This is a genomic window from Aminivibrio sp. (assembly GCF_016756745.1).
In the GTDB taxonomy this organism is placed as follows: domain Bacteria; phylum Synergistota; class Synergistia; order Synergistales; family Aminobacteriaceae; genus Aminivibrio.
The window spans coordinates 1-19,495 of record NZ_JAESIH010000072.1 but is presented as its reverse complement, the minus strand read 5'-3'; the positions used below and the strand labels follow the sequence as shown (position 1 = coordinate 19,495).

The following is a 19,495-nucleotide window of genomic DNA, read 5'->3' as shown; positions in this document are numbered from 1 at the left end:
TTCCTCGAGAACATCATCCATCGCCCCTTTTGGAAAAGTCGGTGTTTTCAGATCATCGCAAATACTATATACCACATCCCGTCATCTGGGAAGGCTTGACCTAAATCCGCAGGTTTTTCAGGCAGAGGGAGTGTCGCCGGGCATAAGGTGAATTCGCCCCGCCAGGGGCGAAGAGATTATCCCCTGGGGGACAGCGCCCGGGGGAGAAAAACCGACACGGATGTCGGTTTCACAAGCAGGCAACCGGCGAACGCAGGGAGCCGTGTTGATCGCTTGGGCAGTTGTCAAGGACGACAATCTGCACCCCCCGCCCAAGCGTTCCCCGGTGACACTCCCCGCTGAGGTGCGGATTTAGGCTTGACACTCCTCCTTCAGAAAACCACTATGATCCGAAAGAACACTGCCGGGGAGGGACAGTCATGTCCGCGCCTCGTCCTTGCAGAGGCACTTTCGCTTGTTCCTCAGGCCCTCGACGCCGCCGACGGGGAAGAATCCTTTGCCCGGGGACTGCCGGCCTGGAGGTACCTGAAGGAACACGGAGCAGAAACGGACAATGCCGTCCGCCTGGACACGGTCGCCTGGAGGAATATCGTCGACGCTGAAGGACTGGGGGAAGAAGCCTGGGAAAAGATGACGAAAAAGGAGAGGCGGCGGGGCGGAAAGTTCAGGAACCGCCGGACGGAAGAAAGGGGCCTTCCCCGCTGATCAGCGGTCGGAGGAGCCCTTCTTCCCCATGGCGCACAACACCCTCGCGAGACCGAGCTTGTGCTCCCGGATGAGCCGCTCGGCACTTTCGCCGTCGTTCTTTTCCAGGGATTCGAGGATGGCCCTGTGGTCCCGGCCGGCCACTTCCATCCTCTCGGGACGGAAGGCGAAGACGATATGGGAGAACCCGCCGCCGTCCCAGAGCTTGAAGATCATTTCGTTCAGCAGAGGAAAGGGCCCCTTCGAATAGATCGCCCGGTGAAATTCCTTGTTCGCCGCGATGAACCGGTCGCACTGCCCGGCCCGGACGAAATCGTCCATCTCCTCGACCCTGCGGTGAAGGTCGGCAAAAGTTTCAGCATCCAGAAACGGAAGAGCCGCAGCGGCAGCGTACCCCTCGAGGACGCCCCGGACGGACATGACTTCCATGATTTTTTCCGGGTCGAACTCGGTCACCCTGGCGCCCTTGTGAGGTTCGAGCACAACGAGCCCCTCGGCCCCCAGGAGCTTCATGGCTTCCCGCACGGGAATGGCCGAGACGCCGAGATCCCTCGCCACCGAGGCGACGATGATGTTCATCCCCTGGGGCCACTCTCCGGAGACGATTTTCTCCCGCATCAGCTCGTACACGAAACCGGACTTCGTCTTGTACTTTTCCTTCAACAGCATGATGTCCTCCCCGTGCATCAAGAAATCTTATACATTGCATATTATACTATACCCAATGAATTGTCATCCCGAGCGGACGGGATCGCCGTCGCTCAGGATGACAGGAAACAGGCGACAAACAGAAGATTGACACTTTCGGCCGCTGAGTTTACGATGATCACATATGAAAGAACGATTCTTCTCCAAGGGGAAGGCCGGTGCGAATCCGGCGCGGTCCCGCCGCTGTGTACCTGACGAGTCCGCCATACCACCGGGAATTCCGGGAAGGGGCGGGCGAGGATGAGGGAAGCCAGAAGACCCTGGAGGGGATATTTCGGTGTGACGCCTGCGAGGGTTCGGGTCGGCTTCCCTGGAGATCTTTTCACGTTTGAAAGAAGGTCAAGGGGCGGACCTCCCTGCGCGGGGGTCCGCCCCTTTTTGAGGAGGCATCATGAACGAAAGAGAAAAGCCGGACCGTTATCTTTCCCCCGGGGAGATCGAGAAGAAGAGCTTCCGGATCCTGGAGGGGCTTCTGGGAGAGTATGCCGGCTCCCCCGCAGAGCGGGAGGTTGTCCTGCGCATCGCCCACGCCACCACGGAGGTGGACTGGGCGAAGACCTTCCGGTTCTCCCCCGGCGCTGTGGAATCCGGCGTGGAAGCCCTGCGGCGGGGAGCCCCGGTCATCACCGACGTGGAGATGGTGAGGGCGGGAATCCGCCGCTCCGCCCTGGAGCGGACGGGAAGCCCCGTGCTCTGCTTCCTCAACGACCCCGACGTGGCGGAGGACGCGAAGCGGGCCGCCACCACCAGGGCCAGGGCAGCCATGCGGAAGGCCCTTCCCCTCCTTGACGGCTCCATAGTGGCTATAGGGAATGCGCCCACGGCCCTCTTCGAGGTGTGCGACCAGGTGAGGAAGGGCCTCTGCAGGCCTGCCCTCGTGGTGGGTATTCCCGTGGGCTTCGTGGGCGCGGCGGAATCCCACGATGAGACGGCCGCCCTGGACTGCCCCTGGATCACCGCCCCCGGCCCCAAGGGAGGCAGCTCGGCGGCGGCGGCCATAGTGAACGCCCTTATCCGCCTCGCCGAAAAGGAGTAGGACCGTGGACGGGAAGCCCTTCGACGAACTGGGATACACCGGGGGCCTGCGGAGAGGCTACACCACGGGAACATGCGCTGCGGCGGCGGCGAAGGGAGCCGCCCGGATGTTCCTTTCCGGCACCCTCCTGACCTCCGTCACGGTTACCCTTCCCGGAGGGCAGTCCCTCACCCTTCCCCTGGAGGACTGCTTCCTTTCGGAGAAGGTCTCCCGGTGCGCCGTCCGGAAGGACTCGGGCGACGACCCCGACGGCACCTCCGGCATGCTCATTGCCGCCGAGGCCCGGCCGTCGTCCCGACCCGGGGTGACCCTCTCAGGCGGCCCCGGCATAGGGAGGGTCACCAGGAACGGGCTTCCCGTTCCCCCCGGCGAATGGGCCATCAACCCCGGCCCCCGCCGCATGATCGAGTCGGAGGTAGGCGCCCTTCTTCCCGAAGGGCAGGGCATCGGGATTGTCCTGTCCGCCCCGGAGGGGGAAGAGCGGGCGAAGAAGACCTGGAACCCCCGTCTCGGCATCGAGGGAGGCATCTCCATCCTGGGCACCACGGGCATCGTGGAGCCCAAGTCCACCGCCGCCTACCTGGCCTCCATCGACATCTACATCTCCTCAGCCCTGGCCTTCGACTCCCCCCGTCCCGGCACAGTCTTCCTCGTTCCCGGCTACGTGGGAGAGAAATGCCTGGCGGAGCGGTTCAGCGCGCCCCGGGAGCTCATCGTCCGCATGGGGGACCACGTGGGCCACGCCCTGAAGGAGTGCGCGTCCCGGGGTGCGGGACCGGTCCATCTCTTCGGCCACGTGGGCAAGTGGGCCAAGGTGGCCGCCGGCCTCTTCAACACCCACTGCGATTTCGGTGACGCCCGCCTCGAGACCCTGGCTGCCTGCGCCGGCGCCGAAGGGGCGTCGAAGGAACAGATCCGCGAGCTTCTCTCCCTCCCCCTGGCCGAGGAAGCTGTACCCCTGCTCCGGCAGTGGGGGCTCTCCTCCGTTTTTTCCCTGGTGGCGGAGCGGGCCCATCGGCGCAGCTCCCTCCTCATGGGCGGAGCGGTTCCCCTCGGGGTGGCCGTGCTCTCCCTGGACGGGGAGGTTCTCGGGAGCTTCCCGGAGATCGGAAAGGAGGCCCGGCCATGGACAGAATTGCCGTCGTCGGCGTAGGCCCGGGTCCGGGGAACTTTCTTCTTCCTGCGGCCCGGGAGGCCATCGCCGGGGCTGACATCCTCGCCGGGGGGCCACGCCACCTGGAACCCTACCGGGAAAGCGGAAAGGAACTCCTTTCCCTCGAGGGCAGCCTCGACGCCTTTCTGGACCGCCTCGAAGAGAAGCGGAACACGGGAAAGGTCGCCCTGCTGCTTTCGGGAGACCCCTGCTTCTACAGCCTCCTCGGAAAGCTGGGAACCCGGTTCGCCCCGGAGGAGATGGAAGTCGTTCCGGGGGTAAGCAGCTTCCAGGTTCTCTTCGCCCGGCTCGGAATCCAGTGGAACGGCACGGAGACCGCGAGCCTCCACGGCCGCCCCCTGGATGACGCCCTGAAATACCTCCGGGAGGACCGGGGAACCCTCTTCCTCCTCGACCGGAAGAACACCGGCCCGGCAGTGGCCGCCTTCCTGAAGGACCGTGGATTTCCCGACCGCCCGGCGGTACTGGCGGAGAACCTGGGCTACCCGGAGGAGCGAATCCTCCGGACCACCCTCTTCGGCCTTGCCGGAGAAGGGCAGGTCGGGGAGCTCGCCCTGCTCCTTCTCGGACCGGGGTCCCTTCCGCCCGGAAGTTTGGGAGTGCTCCCCGACGAATGGTTCGTCCGGGCCCCGGGGGTGCCCCTGTCCAAGGCGGCCTGCCGGGCCCTGGTTACCTCGCTGCTCCATCCCCTGGACGGACAGGCCGTCCTCGAAATCGGCGCGGGCTCCGGCGGTATCACCGTGGAGCTGGGCCGACGGACGGGAACCGGAACGGTCTTCGCCGTGGAGCGTTCGGCGGACGCCCTCGCCGCCGCCCGGAAAAACGCTGAACGGGCCGGGTGTCTCCCGGTCCGCTTCGTGGGAGGTCAGGCTCCGGAGGCTCTGGCTTCCCTCCCCCGGTGCACCAGGGTCGTGGTGGGAGGCCACGGCGGTGCCGTCGAGGCCGTTATCGAAGCCGCATGGGAGAAGCTCCTGCCCGGCGGAAGACTCCTGGCGACGGCGAACATGCCCTCCACGGCCGACAGGGCATGGAAAGCCCTCAAAAGTCTCGGAAGCCGCCCCGAAGTGCTCCACATCGCCCCGTCCTCCTCGGCGGAGGCAGGCGGCTCATGGATGCTCACGGCGGCAAACCCCGTGTTTCTCGTCTATGCGGACAGGAATGCAGACAAGGACGGTTCGGACCATGAACACAACTGAAAAAAACATACTCTTCGTGGGGGCGGGCCCCGGAGACCCGGAACTCCTCACTCTCAAAGGGAAAAAAGCCCTCGAGGAAGCCGGGCTGGTGCTCTACGCCGGCAGCCTTGTGAACGCCGAGCTCCTCGATTTTTGCTCTCCGGGGTGCGAACGGGCGGACTCCTCCGGCCTCTCCCTGGAGGAACAGGTGGCCCTCATGGCGGACGCTGCAGCCCGGGGGATACCGGTGGTGCGCCTTCACACGGGGGACCCGAGCCTCTTCGGCGCCGCGGCGGAACAAAAGCGCCTCCTGGAGAAACAGGGCTTTTCCGTGAAGTTCATCCCCGGTGTCAGCAGCTTCCAGGCCGCTGCGGCCGCCCTGGGCATCCAGTACACCGTCCCCGGGGGAAACCAGACGGTGATCTGCACCCGCAGGGCCGGGCGCACGCCGGTGCCCCGGGAGGAAGACCTCCGCCGCCTCGCCGCCGTCGGGACCACCATGGTGATCTTCCTGAGCGCGGACCAAGCCGAAGCCGTGGCGGAAGACCTCGTGGAGGGGGGCTTCTCCCCCGGTACCCCGGCGGCATGCGTCTACAGGGCCTCTTGGGAGGACGAGAAGATTCTCACCGCTCCCCTCGCCGAACTCCCGGCTCTCATGAAGAAACACGGCATCGTCCGCCATGCCCTTATCATCGCCGGGGAATGCCTCGCCGCAACGGACGCCCGCAGCCTACTCTATTCCCCCTCCTTCTCCCACGGCTGCCGGGAGGGAGCGGAATGAGGGCCGCTTTTTTCTGCTTCTCCGCTCCCGGCGAGGCCCTGGCCGGGCGACTCGCCGAGGGAGGAGACGAAACGGTGGTCAGGGTGGCCCCCGGGGCTCTCTCCGAAACGGTCGCCCGGTGGTGGACCGCCGCTGACGCCCTGGTCTTCGTCTCCTCCCTCGGAGTGGCGGTCCGGGCTGCTGCCCCCCATCTCCGGGACAAGGAGACCGACCCTGCGGTTCTCGTGGTCACTGAGGACGGCTCCACGGTACTCCCCGTCACCTGCGCCCACCTCGGCGGAGGAAGGGACTTCGCCGAAAGGATCGCCGGCAGGACCGGAGCCTCTCTCCTGCTCACCACCAGCAGCGACCGGGCCGGTCTCACCGCCCCGGACCTCCTGGCCTCTCGCCGGAGCTGGAAGCTCCTGGGCAGGGCAGGCCTTCCCGCCGTGAACCGGGCCTTTCTTGAAGCGAGAGTCATCTCCTGGTGGACCGACGTGCCCGCCGCCCTTCCCCCCATGCCGGAGGGCTACCGTCCCGCCCAGTCTCCCGGCGAGGCCTCGGTCATCATCTCCCCCTACGGAAGGGATCTCGCCCCCCGGCAGGTCCAGCTCGTTCCCCGGTGCATCGCCGCCGGCATGGGCTGCCGGAGGGGAACGGACCTGGATACCCTGCGGAGGGTACTCTTCCTGGCCCTGGAGGCGGAAGGGCTTCCGGCGGAAAGCCTGGCGGAGATCCGCACCGTGGAGGAGAAGGGGGACGAACCGGGCCTCTCGGCCCTGGCCGGAGAACTTGGTGTCCCGGTCGTGGTGGTGGACCGGGAGGAGATCCTCTCACTGGACGGGGACTTCACTCCCTCGGCGGCATCCCGCCATCTCGGCCTTCCCGGCGTGGCCGAACCCTGCGCCGCTTCGGCGGGACCTCTCCTCGGCAGGCGGACCGCCTCCGACGGTGTCACCGTTGCCTTCTCCCTGCTTTCGCACCCGGAAGGCGGAAGGCTCACCGTCCTCGGTACGGGCCCCGGGGACGGCAAATACCTCACCCTCGAGGGACGGCGGGCTCTCGAGGAGGCCGATGCCGTGGTGGGATACCGCCGCTACGCCGAACTCCTTCCCCCGGCCTGGCTCCGCGGGAAGACCGTGGAGACCTACTCCATGGGGGAGGAGGAAAAACGGGTGGAGAGGGCCGTTTCTCTCGCCGAAGGGGGGAACAGGGTGGTCCTTCTCTCCGGGGGTGACCCGGTACTCTTCGGCCTCGCGGCCCTTGCCCTCCGCACGGCCCGGGGACGGGTTCCGGCATCGGTGATTCCGGGGGTCACCGCGGCCCAGGCCGCGGGGCTCATGACCGGAGCTCCCTACGTAAACGGCCTGGCGCTCCTCTCCCTGTCCGACTACCTCCAGCCATGGGAGAATGTCCGGCAGGCCCTGGAGGGCGCCGCTCGGTCGGGCCTCACCATTGCCCTGTACAACCCGGTGAAGCGCGAACTGGACGAGAAGCTGGCGGCGGTGCGGGAGATCTTCGGCGCAGCGGGGTACAGTGAAGTCCACCTCGTCCGGGACGCCGGACGCCCCGGCGCCTCGGTCCGGCGGCTCCCCCTGGAATCCCTGTCGGCGGACGGCGTGGACATGCGCACCCTTCTGCTTCTTCCCGGGTCGTCGGTGGAGCGCGTGGGGGACCTTCTGCTGGACCGGAGGGGTTACCGGGCGGAGCGGGCCGGAGAACGGGAGGCGAACTCATGAAGAACCTCTTCTGCATCTCCCTGGACTACACGGCCGCCTCCACCGCCGAGCGGGACAGGGCGAAAAACGCATGGGTCTCCCTCCCTGCCCTCAGGGAGAAAGGGCGCATCCTCGAGGCGGTCCCCGTGTCCACCTGTAACCGGACGGAAATCTATCTCCGCCTGCCTCCGGGCGCTACCGTGCCGGAGGAGCTTCTCCACCCCCGGGCCCGGACGCTCTCCGGGGAGGAGGCTGTGCTTCACCTCCTTCGGGTGCTTCTCGGCCTGGAGAGCATGGCCTGCGGCGAGTCCTCCATCGTGGGTCAGGTCCGGGAGAGTTACGGGGAAGCGGGCGACCTCTGCGGCCCCTGGCTCCACCGCCTCTTCCAGGGCTGCCTCCGGATGGCCAAGCTCCTGCGGACCTGCTACCACCCTGGCCGGGAACCCTCCGTGCCCCGGCTCATGGCGGGAAAGCTCCGGGATCACCCCTCCTTTCCTTCCGTTCCGTCCCTTGTCGTTGGGGCCGGGAAGATGGGGGAAGAAACGGCCCGGATCCTTGCGGGGCTGGCCGTTCCCCTGTCGGTGACCAACCGTTCCCCGGGGCGGGGCCGGTCCCTGGCGGAAACTTTGGGGGTGCCCTTTCTTCCCTGGGAGGAATGGCGGGGGCGGGCGGCGGCCTTCGACGCTCTTTTCTTCTGCACGGGAGCTCCGGAACCCCTCTTTTCTTTTGCCGAGAGGAAGGAAGGACAGAGGATTTTCGACCTCGGCTCCCCTCCCCAGGTGGAGCGGAGCGCAGGGGTCTCCCCGTTCCTCCTGGCTATCGACGATCTCGCGGGCGAGGCGGCGGAAACAGCGGCGGAGTACCGCACAAAACTCAGGCGGCTCGAGAGCGAGGCGGCCGAGGCGGCCCGGTCAGTCTGCGCGGAGCTCGCCTCCCTTTCGGCGGAGACCTACAAGCGCCTCGTCCTGCTCCGGGCGGAGCGCATCGTGGAAGAACGGGCCGAGCTCACGGCCCGGAAAACCGGCGCCGATAGGGAATCTCTCCGCCGCATGGGATGGAGCGTGGTGAAGGCCCTCCTCTCCCCCGCCTTCGCCGAATCGGACCCCCACGCCCGGAGGCTCTGGAAAATTCTCTCCGGCGACATGGAGGAGCCGGTCGATGACTGAGCCGCAGCCCGGGAACTTCTCCCTCATGATCTGCCTCTCCCCGGCCTCGGGCCCGATCCTCGTGGTTGGAGGAGGTCCCGTGGGCCTTCGGAAGATCCGCACCCTCCTGAACGGGGGGGCCGCCGTTGACCTCGTCTCCCCGGAGGCCGTGCCGGAGCTGCAATCCCTCGCCGCGAAGGGGACCATCCGGTGGGAGCGCCGAACGGCGGAACGAAAGGATTTTTCGGTGCACCGCCTCGCCCTGCTGGCCCTTCCCGCGAAGGAGACGGCGGACGTCCTCCCCCTGGCGGAGGGGACGGGGTGCCTGCTCAACTGCTGCGGCGCGCCGGAACTCGGTTCCTGGGCCCTGGCGGCCCAGTTCCGGTGGGAAGACTTTGTGGTCGGCGCGGGAAGCGGCGGCGGAAACCCCGCCGGGTCGGCCGCCCTGAAAAAACGGCTCCGGCACAGCCTCGAAAACACAGAAGAAAAAAAGGAGAACCGCCCATGAAACTGCTTACCAGGGGCAGCACCCTTGCATTGCTGCAGGCGGAACGGATGGCCGTTCCTCTCCGGGAGAAGGGCGTGGCCGTGGAGATCGTTCCCTGGTCCACCCGGGGCGACCGGGACACCGTCAGCCCCCTCTGCTCCTTCGGCGGGATGGGCGCCTTCTCCGGCTGCATCGAGGAGGCCCTCCTCTGCGGAAATGGGGACGGGGCCGTCCACAGCCTCAAGGACGTTCCCTCCTGCTGCCGTGACGGCCTCGAGATCGCCTCGGTCCTCCCCCGGGATTCCGCGGAGGACGTGCTTGTCTCCCGCAAGGGGCACACCCTGGAGACCCTGCCGGAAGGGGCCGTGGTGGGCACGTCGAGCCCCCGCAGGAAAGCCCAGCTCCTCCGGGTCCGGCCCTGCCTCTCCGTCCGGGAGATCCGGGGGAACCTCACCACCCGCCTGAAAAAACTGGAGGATGGCCTGTACGACGCCCTCGTCCTCGCCGCCGCCGGGCTGGAGCGCATGGGAATCCGCTCCCCCGGGACGAAGAGTCTTCCCTTCCTCCCCGCTCCCTGCCAGGGCATCATCGCCCTGGAGGCGCCCCTTGACTCGCCCCTCTTCTCCCTGGGCCGGTCGGTCGCCCACCGGGAGACTTTTCTCTGCTCCCTGGCCGAGCGCTCCTTGCTTCGGACCCTCGGGGTAGGATGTCATGTCCCCTTCGCCGCCCTCGCCCGCATGGAGGGCCGGATCCTCGTCCTCGAGGCGGAGATTCTCGATCCCCACGGCCGGGAGAGCGTCCGCCTCTCCTGCTCCTGCCCCGTCGCTTCCGATGAGGAGGCCGTCAGGGCCGGGGCGGCCCTGGGCGAACGGTTCCGGGAATCGCCGGAGGCAGTGCGGCTGTTCGCCGAGAGCCTGGCGGGAGCGGAGGGACGGCCATGACCGTCCACCTCGTGGGGGCGGGATGCGCCGGCCCCCTGTGGATCACCCTCGAAGGAATGGAACTCCTCCGGCGGGCTGACGCCGTAGTCTACGACAGCCTCATCCACCCGGACCTGCTCCAGCTCGCCCCCCGGACGTGCGAATTCCACGCCGCCGGCAAGCGGAAAGGGAGGACAAGCCTGAAACAGCCGGAGATCAACGCCCTCCTCGCGGAACTTGGAAAGGCGAAGGAAACGGTGGTCCGCCTGAAGGGCGGAGACCCCTTCGTCTTCGGCCGGGGGGGCGAGGAGGCCCTCGCCCTGGAAAAGGAGGGCATTCCCTGGACTTACACCCCGGGGATCACCGCCGCCATCGGAGGTCTCGGAAGAGCGGGCATCCCACCCACCCACCGCGGCCTGGCCGACTCCCTTACCCTTGCCACGGGACATTCGGAGGACAACGGCGCCCCCCGGGAAGCACTCTGGAAGGCCGTCGCCGAAGGAAGAGGCACCCTGGCGGTCTACATGGGAGCCTCGTCCTGGGGCAGCCTCGCCCGGTTCCTGGAAGCGAACGGCATGGCCCCGGACACCCCCTGTGCGGCGGTCACCAGGGGCGGGTGGGGATGCGCCTCCACGGTACGGTTTCCCCTGGCCGGCAGTCCCCCGGTTCTGCGCGCCCCCGCCGTCGTGACGGCGGGCGGAACGGCCGGCCTTGCCCTCTCCCCCGACCGGGGTCCCCTGGCGGGTCTGAAGGTCGCCGTGGTCCGCCCCTCCCCCGAGAGCTGGGACACCGCACGATTCCTGGAGGGCCTGGGAGCCGACGGCTTCAGCCTCCCCCTCCTCGCGGAGGAGGAACTGCCCTTCCCCGGTGAGGAGGACCTCCTTGCGCGGGCGAACTGGATCGTGGTCACAAGCCCCAGGGGCGCCGCCCTCCTCCCCCGGAGGACCGACCTGCGGACCCTCCGGGGGAACATCGCCTCTATCGGCCCGGGTACCACGTCCGCCCTCGCCCGCACGGGCCTCAGGGCGGACGGCGAGGCCGGGCCCTCCACGTCGGAGGCTCTGGCGTCCCTGCTCGCCGGACGGGTAAAGCCCGGGGAGCTCGTCGTCTTCTTCCGGAACGAGGCGGGGTCCTCCCTCCCGGAGGACGCCGTGCGCGCCCGGGGAGCGGAGGTCGTGAACATCCCTGCCTACCGCATGGTCCCGAGCCTGCCCCCCGGATGGGAGAGCTACCCATCCCTGTGGGAGGAGACGGGACTGGACGCCGCAGTCTTCGGCAGCACCGCCCTGGTTCGGGCCTGGAAAACGGCGGGCCTGTCCCTGCCGGAGGGTACGGTTCCGGTGGGGTGGGGAAGGCCCTGCGCCGCGGCTGCGGAACTCCTCCTGGGACGGAAGCCCCTCGTGATGGCCGAGCCGACCATGGAATCCCTCGCCGCCCTGCTGGCGGAGCTGAAAAATCGAAAATCGACGGAGGAAAAAGAATGAACGGAATGATAAACCGAATGCGCCGCCTGCGGGAGCACCCCGTCCTGGCGGAATTGGTGCGGGAGGTCTCCCTCGAGCCGAGACAGATGATCCTTCCCCTCTTCACGGTTCCCGGCACGGGGGTGCGAAAACCCGTTCCCTCCCTGCACGGGGCGGACCACATCTCCCCTGACCGCCTGCACGAGGCGGTGGACACCGCCCTGGAGGCGGGAATCCGGTCCTTCCTGCTCTTCGGGCTCCCCTCCCGGAAAGACCCCCGGGGGACGTCCGCCTGGGCGGAAGACCAGCCGGTGCAGCAGGGACTCAGACGGCTGAAGGAGCGCTACGGCAGGGAAATCCTTCTCGTCACCGACGTCTGCATGTGCGAGTACACCGACCACGGCCACTGCGGCCTTCTGAAGGAGGACGGCACCGCGGACAACGACCCCACGGTCCTCGAGCTCGGCCGCATCGCCCTCAGCCACGCCCGGGCAGGGGCGGACATGGTGGCCCCTTCCGCCATGATGGACGGTCAGGTGGCCGCCATCAGGAGGGCCCTGGACAACGGGGGATTCTCCTCCCTGCCGGTGATGAGCTACAGCTCCAAGTTCTCGTCCGCCTTCTACGGTCCCTTCCGGGACGCAGCGGGCAGCGCCCCCTCCTTCGGGGACCGGCGGTCCTACCAGATGGCCTCCACCAACTGGAAAGAGGCCCTCAGGGAGTCCCTTCTCGACGAGGAGGAAGGGGCCGACATCCTCATGGTGAAACCCTCCCTCCTCTATCTTGACATTCTCTCCCGGCTCCGGGAGTCCACCCTGCTGCCCCTGGCCTGCTACCTGGTGAGCGGCGAGTACATGATGCTCCGCCATGCGGCCAACGCCGGTTCCCTGGACGGTCCCAGGGGTCTCCTGGAGGCCCACCTCGCCCTCCGCAGGGCGGGAGCGGACATTTTGATCACCTACGCCGCCGTGGAAGTGGCCCGCATGGTCACAGGGAGGTAAAGACCTCCCCGGCGGCGGCGAGAGTCTCCTCCGCCACCTCCCGGCCGTGGGCCAGGGAGACGAAGGCTGCCTCGAAGGGCGACGGCGCGAAGTACTGCCCCCTTTCCTCCATGCCGTGGAAGAAAGAGGGGTATTTCGCCCCGTCCGTCCCCTTCACCTCCCCGAGGTTCCGGGGGAGCCGGGAAGCGAAGAACAGCCCCAGCACCGAGCCGAACCGGGAGACCGACAGGGGGATCCCGGCACGGGAGGCGGCGTCCTTCAGTCCGTCGGCAAGCAGGACGGCCGTCTCTTCCAGACGGTCGTAGACGCCTTCCCGCTTCAGCACCCCGAGGGTGGCCAGTCCCGACGCCATGGCCAGGGGGTTCCCCGAGAGGGTTCCCGCCTGGTACACCGGCCCGAGGGGTGCAAGCACCTCCATGACCTCCCGGCGCCCGCCCGCGGCCCCAACGGGAAGCCCCCCGCCGATGATCTTTCCCAGGCAGGTGAGGTCGGGGACGATACCGGCTCTCTGCTGGGCGCCCCCTTCGGGGACCCGGAAGCCGGTGATCACCTCGTCGAATACCAGCAGGGCGCCGTTCTTTTCCGTGATCTCCCGCAGGAAGGGCAGAAAGCCTTCGCTAGGGGGCACCAGGCCCATGTTCCCCGCCCAGGGTTCCACGATCACGGCGGCGATACGGCCGCCGAAGAGACGGAAGGCCTCGGCGACCTTCTCCTCGTCGTTGTAGGGCACAACCACCGTGGCGGACGCCACGGAAGCAGGCACTCCGCCGCTGTCGGGATGTCCCAGAGTCAGGGCGCCGCTCCCGGCGTTCACCAGCATGCTGTCCGAGTGGCCGTGGTAGCACCCTTCGAACTTCACCACAAGATCCCGCCCCGTAAACCCCCGGGCAACCCGAAGGGCCGTCATCACCGCCTCCGTCCCCGACGAGACGAACCGGAGCAGCTCCATGGAGGGGAAAACCCCCTTCACTTCCTCGGCAAGCTCCACCTCGGCGGGACAGCACGCCCCGAAGGACGTGGAGTATGACGCCGCGCGGCAGACGGCCTCCACCACTTCGGGGTGGCCGTGGCCGAGGATGAGGGGGCCCCAGCTCCCCACGTAGTCGGTATAGCGTTTCCCCTCCACGCTGTAGAGGTAGGGGCCCTCCCCCCGGAAAAAGAACAGGGGATCTCCCCCCACGCCCCGCCAGCAGCGGACAGGGCTGTTCACTCCCCCGGCGAGGGATTCCTTCGCCCGGGCAAACCACTCCGCACTCGTCGCCATAACAATCAACCTCTCTTTCTCTGCCCACAGCATGAGCATTCTACGGCAGGGGGAGTGCCGCCGGGCACAAGGTGAATTCTCCCCGCCGGGGACGAAGAAATCTCGCTCCGCGCGCTTTGCGGAGAAATCCCCCCGGGGCGGGGGTGCAGTTGTCACGAACGACAATCTGCACCCCCCCGCCCAAGCGTTCCCCAATGACGCTCCCCGCTGAGGTGCGGATTTAGGAATATAGTCCCGCCTTTTACCATCCCCACAGTACGGGGATTGCCGCCAGGCAGACCGTCGCCGCCATGGCCGCCACCAGTGTGGCGAGGTTCCACACGAACAGGGACCGGACCATCCGCCCCGGAAAGATGCCGATCCAGAAGGCGATGTCCTGCCGCAGCACCCGGGAGAGCACAGCGAGCATGTTCCCCGTCAGCAGGGCCAGCACCGCCTGGGCGGTGGTAAGGCTCCCCGACGCCAGGGCGCCCCCCGCCACCCCGAGGGCCGCGTTGACATGGGCGAAGGACGCCGCCGCCACGGTCCACCCCGCCGCCGAAAGCAGCGGGAAAGAGGCTCCCCTGGCCTCGATACATTCCTGGAGGGCGGGGGTGACCAAGTAGGCCAGGGCGTAGAAGGCCCAGGCGGGCGGCAGGGTCCTCACCAGGGTCCCGAGGAAGGAGAAATCCCTTCCCTTCCGTCCTTCCTCACCGCTGCCGGCGGTTATTTCGTCCCCTGCGCTCCCCCTCCCCCGGAGAAGGAACAGGAAGAACAGGAAGCGGCAGAAGCTTCGGGCCAGCACGGCCAAGGAGTAGATAGCCCCCGCCGTGCCCGCGAGAGCCGCCGCCACGGGAAAGGAGACGAGCCACCGCTTCAGGTAGCCGGGAAAGGACTGGAGCAGAGTGCCGAACAGGGCTTCCCGCTCCGAGAGGATCCCCTGGCCGTAGGCTTCCGCCACGAGAGCCGCCCCCGCCCGGGAGGATCCCAGGCTCACTCCGAGGGCGAAGAGGACCTGGGCCGGAATCCGAAGACGGCGCAGCCGAGGCAGCAGGGAGCCCAGAAACCGTTCGGGGAGGGACAGGGCGATGATGGCCTTTCCCAGGGCGAGCCCGCCCGACACGGACAGGGCCAGGAGCCCCATGCCCTTCAGCAGTCCGCTCCAGTCGACGCTTCCCACGGTCCCTTCCTCTCCTTCCACGCTCCCCCGCCGGTCATCTCCGGCGGAGGAGCTCCACCACGCTCAGGTACTCCCCCGAAGGGACGAGAGCCCCATCCCCCTCCACGATTCGCTCGTCCTCCATGCCCGCCCGGTCCACCCGCAGGATGGTCTTCCACGGGCCCGTGGACTCCACCACCGACCGGAGCTCTCCGCCGAGGGCCGAGGGTTTGTAGATGGCCGCCCCGTCCGACGCGGCGAGCATGGCCCGCACCCGCTCCGCCGGCGCAGTGCCGGGAATCACCGACAGGCTCTCGTCCCCGAGGGCGAGAAACCGACCCGCCCTGGACGAGGCCAGGGAATGGGCCGAAATGCCCGGGACAAGTCCCAGGGAGAGTTCCGGGATTTCTTCCTTCAAAAGATCGTAAAGATAGGCCGCCGTGGCGTACAGGGCGGAGTCCCCGATCACCGGCAGGGCCAGGGAGGACACTCCTTCCCAGAGGGGGCGGGTCCTCCGCAGCTCATCCCGGAGCAGGGCGTCCCTCCGGGCATCGTCCCGCTCCATGGGGAAATGGAGGGGGGTGGTCTCCCGGTCCAGGTGAGCGCCAAGGATGGTACCGGCGACGCTCTCCCGGCCTTTCCCCGACAGGGGGACGAACACCGCCCCGGCCTCCCGGAGGATGCGCAGCGCTTTCAGCGTAACAAGTTCGGGATCGCCGGGGCCGAGGCCCACTCCCCAGAATTTCATGGCCTTTTTCCTCCTTCAGGGTGCAGCACGCCCCGCAGCCATTCCACCCCGTCCTCCAGCCGCAGGAGGGACGGGCGGCTTACAAGCTCTTCAGGCACCGGCACGATCCGGGCGTTCCCGAGACCGGAAATCCACGGCCTCGCCATTACATCGCCCGCCGCCGGATTCATGGCCCCCACCTGCACGAGGTAGACGTCGATCCCCTCCCCGGCGAGGGCGAGCAGCCGCTCCTCCCCCCACGGGGCCAGAGGGCTCCCGAGACGGAGAGGGACCGCACCGGACGCGGCGTTCTCCCCCCCGGCCAGGGCGATCACCCGGGCGGCCCAGGAGGAGGGGGAACATGTCATCAGCCCCCTGGAAGAGCTTTCCAGGAAGACCCGGGGACGCTTCCCCGCCGGGACGGTGCGCTCCAGGGCGGACACCGTCTCCCGCCAGGGCAGTGCCGGGTCCGCAACGCCGACGAGAGCTCCCAGCCGGGCGAGGTAGGCCTCCATGGTCTCCCAGGTTGGCGGCGACAGGGAGACCACCGGCACGCCGGCCTTCTCCAGGAGCCGGATCACCCCTTCCGCCGCCGCCTCTCCCTGGGGCCGCAGCAGCACCAGGTCCGGGCGAAGGGCGAGGATGCGCTCCCCGTCAGCCCGCATGGGCAGTACCGGAACTCCAGGGAAAAGGATCGGATCGTCGGATGCCGACACTCCGGCGATGGCGTCTCCCGCGCCGAGGGCCAGGAGGTTCTCGCTGTGCCCGGCGTAGAGGGAAACCACCCTCCGGGCTGCTTGCTCCAGGACCGCGGTCCTGCCGCTGTCGTCGGAAATCCGGATCTCCCCTGATGCGGGAAGACAGGCCGCAAGCAGCAGAATCAGAACGGCCGGAAGGGTCAGACGGCCCGCCACAGCACCCGTTCCCCTTCCCCGCCCCCCCGCCCGAGGGGTGCGAAGGAGACGCCGTACACCGAGGAAAGAACGTCCCCGGTGAGGACGTCCTTCACCTTCCCTGACGCGGCGAGGCCGTCCCGGCCCAATATCCAGACACAGTCGCCGAACTCCGCCGCGAGGTTGATGTCGTGAACCGCCGCCACCACGATCTTCCCCTCCCGGGCGGCCTGCCGGAGATACCGGAAGAGGGCCAGGGTGTGCCTCGGGTCCAGGGCTGAGGAGGGCTCGTCGAAGAGGAACACCTCGGGCTCCTGGGCGATGGCCTGGGCGATCATGGTCCTCTGGCGCTCGCCCCCGGACAGGGTGGTCAGTGACCGATCCAGCAGGTCCTCAAGCTCCATGGCCTCCGCGGCCCGCCGCACCGCCTCCCTGCCCCGGACATCGGGGCCTCCGAAGAACTTCCTGTGGGGGAGCCGCCCCATGGCGATGACCTCCTCCACGGTGAAGGGAAAGTTCAGGGAAGGAGACTGGGTCACCACGCCCACCAGGCGGCCCCGCTCCCGGGAGGGGAGGGACGCGGCGTCCCGTCCGCGGAAGGTTACGGTTCCGCTGTAGGGGAGAGCGCCCCCGAGGGCCCGGAGCAGGGTGCTCTTTCCGCTGCCGTTGGGGCCGAGGATGAAGGTCAGGGCACCCGGGGGAAAGTCCCCGGAGATTCCCCGGAGGACCGTTCTCCCGCCGTATCCTGCCGAAAGATCCCGCACCGAAAGACCCGTCATGCACCTTTCCCCCTTTCTCTCACAAGAATCCAGCAGAACACCGGTCCCCCGGCAAGGGCCGTGATCACTCCCACGGGCAGCTCGCCCAGGGATCTCGCCAGACCGTCGGCACCGGCGAGAAGCACCGCCCCGCCCAGGAAGGAGGCGGCGAGCAGGGGCCGGTGGGACGGTCCCAGGACAAGCCGCACGAGGTGGGGCCCCACCAGTCCGACGAAGCCGATGATGCCGAAGGAGGCCGCGGTGAAGGCCGTCGTCAGGGAGGCCAGCACCAGCAGAACCGTCTTGATCTTCCCCTCTTCCACCCCGAGGAACACCGCCCGGTTCTCGCCGAGGGAGATGGCGTCCAGATCCCTGCCCCACCACAGGGCGGCGCCGAAGAGCAGGGCCGCCCCTGCGCACACCGCCCCGGCCTCCCTCATGGATGCCCCGGAGAAGCTCCCCATGAGCCAGAGCACGATGGCCGACACCCTCTCGTCCGCCAGGGCCTTGAAAAGGGTCACCCCCGCCGAGAGGACGGAGCTCACCACGATGCCCGACAGGACCATGGAGAGCTGCTCTCCACGCCCGGAAAGCCGGGAGAGCAGCAGGGCCAGCCCCAGAGCGGCCAGGGCCCCCGCGAAGGCGGCCCCGGAGACCCAGATCCCCCCCAGGGAAATGGCCAGGGACGCACCGAAGGCGGCCCCGGCGGCGATGCCCAGGGTGTAGGGCTCAGCCAGGGGATTCCCGAGCACGCCCTGGAGGACCGCCCCCGACACCGCCAGGGACGCCCCCGCGCCCAGGGACGCCAGCAGGCGGGGTAAGCGGACCGAGCGGACCACCAGGATTTCCTGGGGTGAGGCCGCCGGGGAGGGCGACAGGAGAATCTCCGCCACCGCCGCCGGAGAAAGGGGCATGTCCCCCGCGAGAAGACGCCACAGAACCGCTCCACCCAGAAGAAGGAGCAGCCCCGCGAAAAACAGCCTTCGTCCCGGTCTTCCCGACGCCCCGGTCACTGCCTGCTCCCGGAGGCCTTCCGGATATGGTCCGCGAACAGCTCCGCCAGGCCTTCTCCGTCGCCGAGGCCTTTCATGACAGCCTCCACGCTGTAGCCTTCCTTCCGGAGCACGGAGATCCACGATTCCGGGTCGTCCTCGTCGGCCATATCGTTCCGGGCATGGTCGCCGGCCACCACCATGAACGGGACGAGGGTCACCTTCCCGGGCTTCAGGGCGGCCAGGCGCCGCTTCACGCCCTCCAGATCGGGGAAACCTTCCACCACGCCAAGGACGAACGGCAACCTTTCCTCGTCGAAGATCATCTGCATCTGCGAATAGGCGGCATTTGCACCGTGGTGGGTGCCGTGGCCCATGAACACCACGATCTCGCCGTCGTCGGCAAGGGAGCCGTATTTCGTCTTCAGAAGCTCCGCCGTCTTCCGGTAGTCCTCGAGGGTCGTGAGGAGAGGGGTACCGAGGGAGAGCCGGGAAAAGCCGTACTTGCCCCGGACCGTCCCCAGGGTGCGGACCACCGACGCGAGCTGGTGGAATTCCTCGCCGGCTATAATATGAAGGGACTGCACCGTCACCGAGGTGAATCCCTCGTCCTGCATCTTCGCCAGGGCGATGAGGGGGGAGTCTACGGCAAGCCCCTCCTCCTTGAGGATCTTCCTGCGGATGATGTTCGACGTGTAGGAGAGCCGCACCTCCGCATCCGGAAACGTCTTCCGGGCCGTCTCCGCGATTCGGTCGACGGCTCCCCGGGCCTCGGGCTCGGAGGTTCCGAAGGCCACGAGCAGAATACCCCTCTTTTCCGATCCGGCCTTTTCCGACGCTGCGGCCGCGCCCGCAAGCAGGCCGACAGCCGCAAGTCCCAGCAGCAGTAATGTTGCCATGTTCTTCCTCATCCTGTTCTCCTCCCGAAATGATGAAAGATGTCCGGGGAATGCTCCGGGAAGAAAGGAATCCACCGCCCGCTTCCGAAAACGAAAGGGGCCGTCCTGTGCGGATCGGCCCCTTTGAATGGATGCGGTTTCGGCGGTGGTGCTGCGAAAAGGCGGCCTCGATTCCTCGCGAGTCTTCCCTGGTTCCGCACGACCGGTCTCCTGGCTTGCCTTCGTCCTCCCCCATCCCTTCCCGGAGGTTTCCCCTCCAGTGGACCGATGGGTTCGTCAGGCTTACAGCGGCGGGTCCGCGCCGGATTTTCACCGGCTTCCCGAGCATCATGCGGCGAAAGCCCTTCGGGCTTTCGTTCCTGATATTATGACCTCCCGGCGGAGTTTGTCAAGGAAAGGTGTCCGACCTAAATCCGCAGGTTCGTTCCCCAAGAGAAGAGACAGGTCCCCGGACGGGGAAGTGAACCCTTTTCGTTTCCCCGTCCCACGGTTTTTTCTCCTTTTCGGGCGGTTGAAGCTCTTTTCCCCGTTT

General features: G+C 67.7%; 19 protein-coding genes and 2 riboswitches. Of the genes, 11 read left to right on the top strand and 8 right to left on the bottom strand.

All coding sequences use genetic code 11. The annotated features are described in order from the left end of the window. Positions 1–384: 384 nt before the first annotated feature. Positions 385–705 (top strand): hypothetical protein, encoded by a 321-nt coding sequence (locus JMJ95_RS12415; RefSeq protein ID WP_290685825.1) that lies wholly within the window; start codon positions 385–387, stop codon positions 703–705. On the opposite strand, the gene JMJ95_RS12410 is transcribed toward JMJ95_RS12415, so the two are convergent. After that, positions 706–1,374 (bottom strand): GntR family transcriptional regulator, encoded by a 669-nt coding sequence (locus JMJ95_RS12410; RefSeq protein ID WP_290685822.1) that lies wholly within the window; start codon positions 1,372–1,374, stop codon positions 706–708. Positions 1,375–1,517: 143 nt separating this feature from the next. Further along, positions 1,518–1,691: riboswitch (cobalamin riboswitch) on the top strand. A 113-nt stretch (positions 1,692–1,804) separates the two neighbouring features. On the opposite strand from JMJ95_RS12410, the gene JMJ95_RS12405 reads away from it, so the two are divergent. Genes JMJ95_RS12405 through hemB form a run of 10 tightly spaced genes read left to right on the top strand, consistent with a single transcriptional unit; the run spans position 1,805 to position 12,292 of the window. Then, positions 1,805–2,449 carry a precorrin-8X methylmutase gene (locus JMJ95_RS12405; protein ID WP_290685819.1) on the top strand — a complete coding sequence of 215 codons (645 nt, stop codon included), beginning with the start codon at positions 1,805–1,807 and terminating at the stop codon, positions 2,447–2,449. A gap of 4 nt (positions 2,450–2,453) precedes the next feature. Beyond that, positions 2,454–3,602, top strand: a complete 1,149-nt coding sequence (gene cbiD, locus JMJ95_RS12400; protein WP_290685816.1) for a cobalt-precorrin-5B (C(1))-methyltransferase CbiD — start codon at positions 2,454–2,456, stop codon at positions 3,600–3,602. After that, a complete protein-coding gene (gene cbiE / locus JMJ95_RS12395) occupies positions 3,575–4,819 on the top strand; it encodes a precorrin-6y C5,15-methyltransferase (decarboxylating) subunit CbiE (RefSeq protein WP_290685814.1) in 1,245 nt (414 codons plus the stop codon). Before cbiD ends, cbiE begins: the two co-directional genes overlap by 28 nt. Further along, positions 4,806–5,579 carry a precorrin-4 C(11)-methyltransferase gene (cobM, locus tag JMJ95_RS12390; RefSeq protein WP_290685812.1) on the top strand — a complete coding sequence of 258 codons (774 nt, stop codon included), beginning with the start codon at positions 4,806–4,808 and terminating at the stop codon, positions 5,577–5,579. The genes cbiE and cobM overlap by 14 nt, the downstream gene beginning before the upstream one ends. Beyond that, entirely contained in the window at positions 5,576–7,297 is a 1,722-nt protein-coding gene (locus JMJ95_RS12385) for a cobalamin biosynthesis protein (RefSeq protein ID WP_290685810.1), read from the top strand. The genes cobM and JMJ95_RS12385 overlap by 4 nt, the downstream gene beginning before the upstream one ends. After that, positions 7,294–8,442, top strand: a complete 1,149-nt coding sequence (locus JMJ95_RS12380; RefSeq protein ID WP_290685808.1) for a hypothetical protein — start codon at positions 7,294–7,296, stop codon at positions 8,440–8,442. Before JMJ95_RS12385 ends, JMJ95_RS12380 begins: the two co-directional genes overlap by 4 nt. Then, complete coding sequence (locus tag JMJ95_RS12375; protein ID WP_290685805.1) at positions 8,435–8,929, top strand: NAD(P)-dependent oxidoreductase; 495 nt, start codon at positions 8,435–8,437, stop codon at positions 8,927–8,929. The genes JMJ95_RS12380 and JMJ95_RS12375 overlap by 8 nt, the downstream gene beginning before the upstream one ends. Beyond that, positions 8,926–9,849 (top strand): hydroxymethylbilane synthase, encoded by a 924-nt coding sequence (gene hemC / locus JMJ95_RS12370; protein WP_290685802.1) that lies wholly within the window; start codon positions 8,926–8,928, stop codon positions 9,847–9,849. Before JMJ95_RS12375 ends, hemC begins: the two co-directional genes overlap by 4 nt. Further along, a complete protein-coding gene (cobA, locus tag JMJ95_RS12365) occupies positions 9,846–11,312 on the top strand; it encodes a uroporphyrinogen-III C-methyltransferase (RefSeq protein WP_290685799.1) in 1,467 nt (488 codons plus the stop codon). Before hemC ends, cobA begins: the two co-directional genes overlap by 4 nt. Continuing rightward, the gene (gene hemB / locus JMJ95_RS12360; RefSeq protein ID WP_290685796.1) at positions 11,309–12,292 is read left to right on the top strand and encodes a porphobilinogen synthase; all 984 of its coding nucleotides are present in this window, start codon (positions 11,309–11,311) and stop codon (positions 12,290–12,292) included. Before cobA ends, hemB begins: the two co-directional genes overlap by 4 nt. On the opposite strand, the gene hemL is transcribed toward hemB, so the two are convergent. The 7 genes from hemL to JMJ95_RS12325 form a co-directional block, all read right to left on the bottom strand. Beyond that, complete coding sequence (hemL, locus tag JMJ95_RS12355) at positions 12,279–13,556, bottom strand: glutamate-1-semialdehyde 2,1-aminomutase (RefSeq protein WP_290685794.1); 1,278 nt, start codon at positions 13,554–13,556, stop codon at positions 12,279–12,281. The two genes, hemB and hemL, sit on opposite strands and share 14 nt — an antisense overlap. 241 nt (positions 13,557–13,797) lie before the next feature. Further along, positions 13,798–14,715, bottom strand: a complete 918-nt coding sequence (locus JMJ95_RS12350; protein ID WP_290685791.1) for a hypothetical protein — start codon at positions 14,713–14,715, stop codon at positions 13,798–13,800. Positions 14,716–14,749: 34 nt separating this feature from the next. Continuing rightward, positions 14,750–15,442, bottom strand: a complete 693-nt coding sequence (locus JMJ95_RS12345) for a precorrin-2 C(20)-methyltransferase (RefSeq protein WP_290685788.1) — start codon at positions 15,440–15,442, stop codon at positions 14,750–14,752. After that, positions 15,439–16,335 (bottom strand): ABC transporter substrate-binding protein, encoded by an 897-nt coding sequence (locus tag JMJ95_RS12340; RefSeq protein WP_290685786.1) that lies wholly within the window; start codon positions 16,333–16,335, stop codon positions 15,439–15,441. Before JMJ95_RS12340 ends, JMJ95_RS12345 begins: the two co-directional genes overlap by 4 nt. Beyond that, positions 16,320–17,093, bottom strand: a complete 774-nt coding sequence (locus tag JMJ95_RS12335) for an ABC transporter ATP-binding protein (RefSeq protein ID WP_290685783.1) — start codon at positions 17,091–17,093, stop codon at positions 16,320–16,322. The genes JMJ95_RS12340 and JMJ95_RS12335 overlap by 16 nt, the downstream gene beginning before the upstream one ends. Beyond that, positions 17,090–18,085, bottom strand: coding sequence for an iron ABC transporter permease (locus JMJ95_RS12330; RefSeq protein ID WP_290685780.1), 996 nt, complete (start codon positions 18,083–18,085; stop codon positions 17,090–17,092). Before JMJ95_RS12330 ends, JMJ95_RS12335 begins: the two co-directional genes overlap by 4 nt. Then, positions 18,082–18,963, bottom strand: a complete 882-nt coding sequence (locus JMJ95_RS12325) for a sirohydrochlorin cobaltochelatase (protein WP_290685777.1) — start codon at positions 18,961–18,963, stop codon at positions 18,082–18,084. The genes JMJ95_RS12330 and JMJ95_RS12325 overlap by 4 nt, the downstream gene beginning before the upstream one ends. A gap of 203 nt (positions 18,964–19,166) precedes the next feature. Then, a riboswitch (cobalamin riboswitch) is annotated at positions 19,167–19,287 on the bottom strand. Between the last annotated feature and the right edge of the window lie 208 nt (positions 19,288–19,495).

Excerpts from the sequence above, each read along its gene's own strand:
- cbiE (WP_290685814.1), top strand. The coding sequence starts at position 3,575 with ATGGACAGAATTGCCGTCGTCGGCGTAGGCCCGGGTCCGGGGAACTTT.
- cobA (WP_290685799.1), top strand. The coding sequence starts at position 9,846 with ATGACCGTCCACCTCGTGGGGGCGGGATGCGCCGGCCCCCTGTGGATC.
- JMJ95_RS12375 (WP_290685805.1), top strand. The coding sequence starts at position 8,435 with ATGACTGAGCCGCAGCCCGGGAACTTCTCCCTCATGATCTGCCTCTCC.
- JMJ95_RS12325 (WP_290685777.1), bottom strand. The coding sequence starts at position 18,963 with ATGGCAACATTACTGCTGCTGGGACTTGCGGCTGTCGGCCTGCTTGCG.
- JMJ95_RS12385 (WP_290685810.1), top strand. The coding sequence starts at position 5,576 with ATGAGGGCCGCTTTTTTCTGCTTCTCCGCTCCCGGCGAGGCCCTGGCC.
- JMJ95_RS12415 (WP_290685825.1), top strand. The coding sequence starts at position 385 with ATGATCCGAAAGAACACTGCCGGGGAGGGACAGTCATGTCCGCGCCTC.
- hemC (WP_290685802.1), top strand. The coding sequence starts at position 8,926 with ATGAAACTGCTTACCAGGGGCAGCACCCTTGCATTGCTGCAGGCGGAA.
- JMJ95_RS12335 (WP_290685783.1), bottom strand. The coding sequence starts at position 17,093 with ATGACGGGTCTTTCGGTGCGGGATCTTTCGGCAGGATACGGCGGGAGA.
- cobM (WP_290685812.1), top strand. The coding sequence starts at position 4,806 with ATGAACACAACTGAAAAAAACATACTCTTCGTGGGGGCGGGCCCCGGA.
- JMJ95_RS12380 (WP_290685808.1), top strand. The coding sequence starts at position 7,294 with ATGAAGAACCTCTTCTGCATCTCCCTGGACTACACGGCCGCCTCCACC.
- hemL (WP_290685794.1), bottom strand. The coding sequence starts at position 13,556 with ATGGCGACGAGTGCGGAGTGGTTTGCCCGGGCGAAGGAATCCCTCGCC.
- hemB (WP_290685796.1), top strand. The coding sequence starts at position 11,309 with ATGAACGGAATGATAAACCGAATGCGCCGCCTGCGGGAGCACCCCGTC.
- JMJ95_RS12345 (WP_290685788.1), bottom strand. The coding sequence starts at position 15,442 with ATGAAATTCTGGGGAGTGGGCCTCGGCCCCGGCGATCCCGAACTTGTT.
- JMJ95_RS12405 (WP_290685819.1), top strand. The coding sequence starts at position 1,805 with ATGAACGAAAGAGAAAAGCCGGACCGTTATCTTTCCCCCGGGGAGATC.
- JMJ95_RS12410 (WP_290685822.1), bottom strand. The coding sequence starts at position 1,374 with ATGCTGTTGAAGGAAAAGTACAAGACGAAGTCCGGTTTCGTGTACGAG.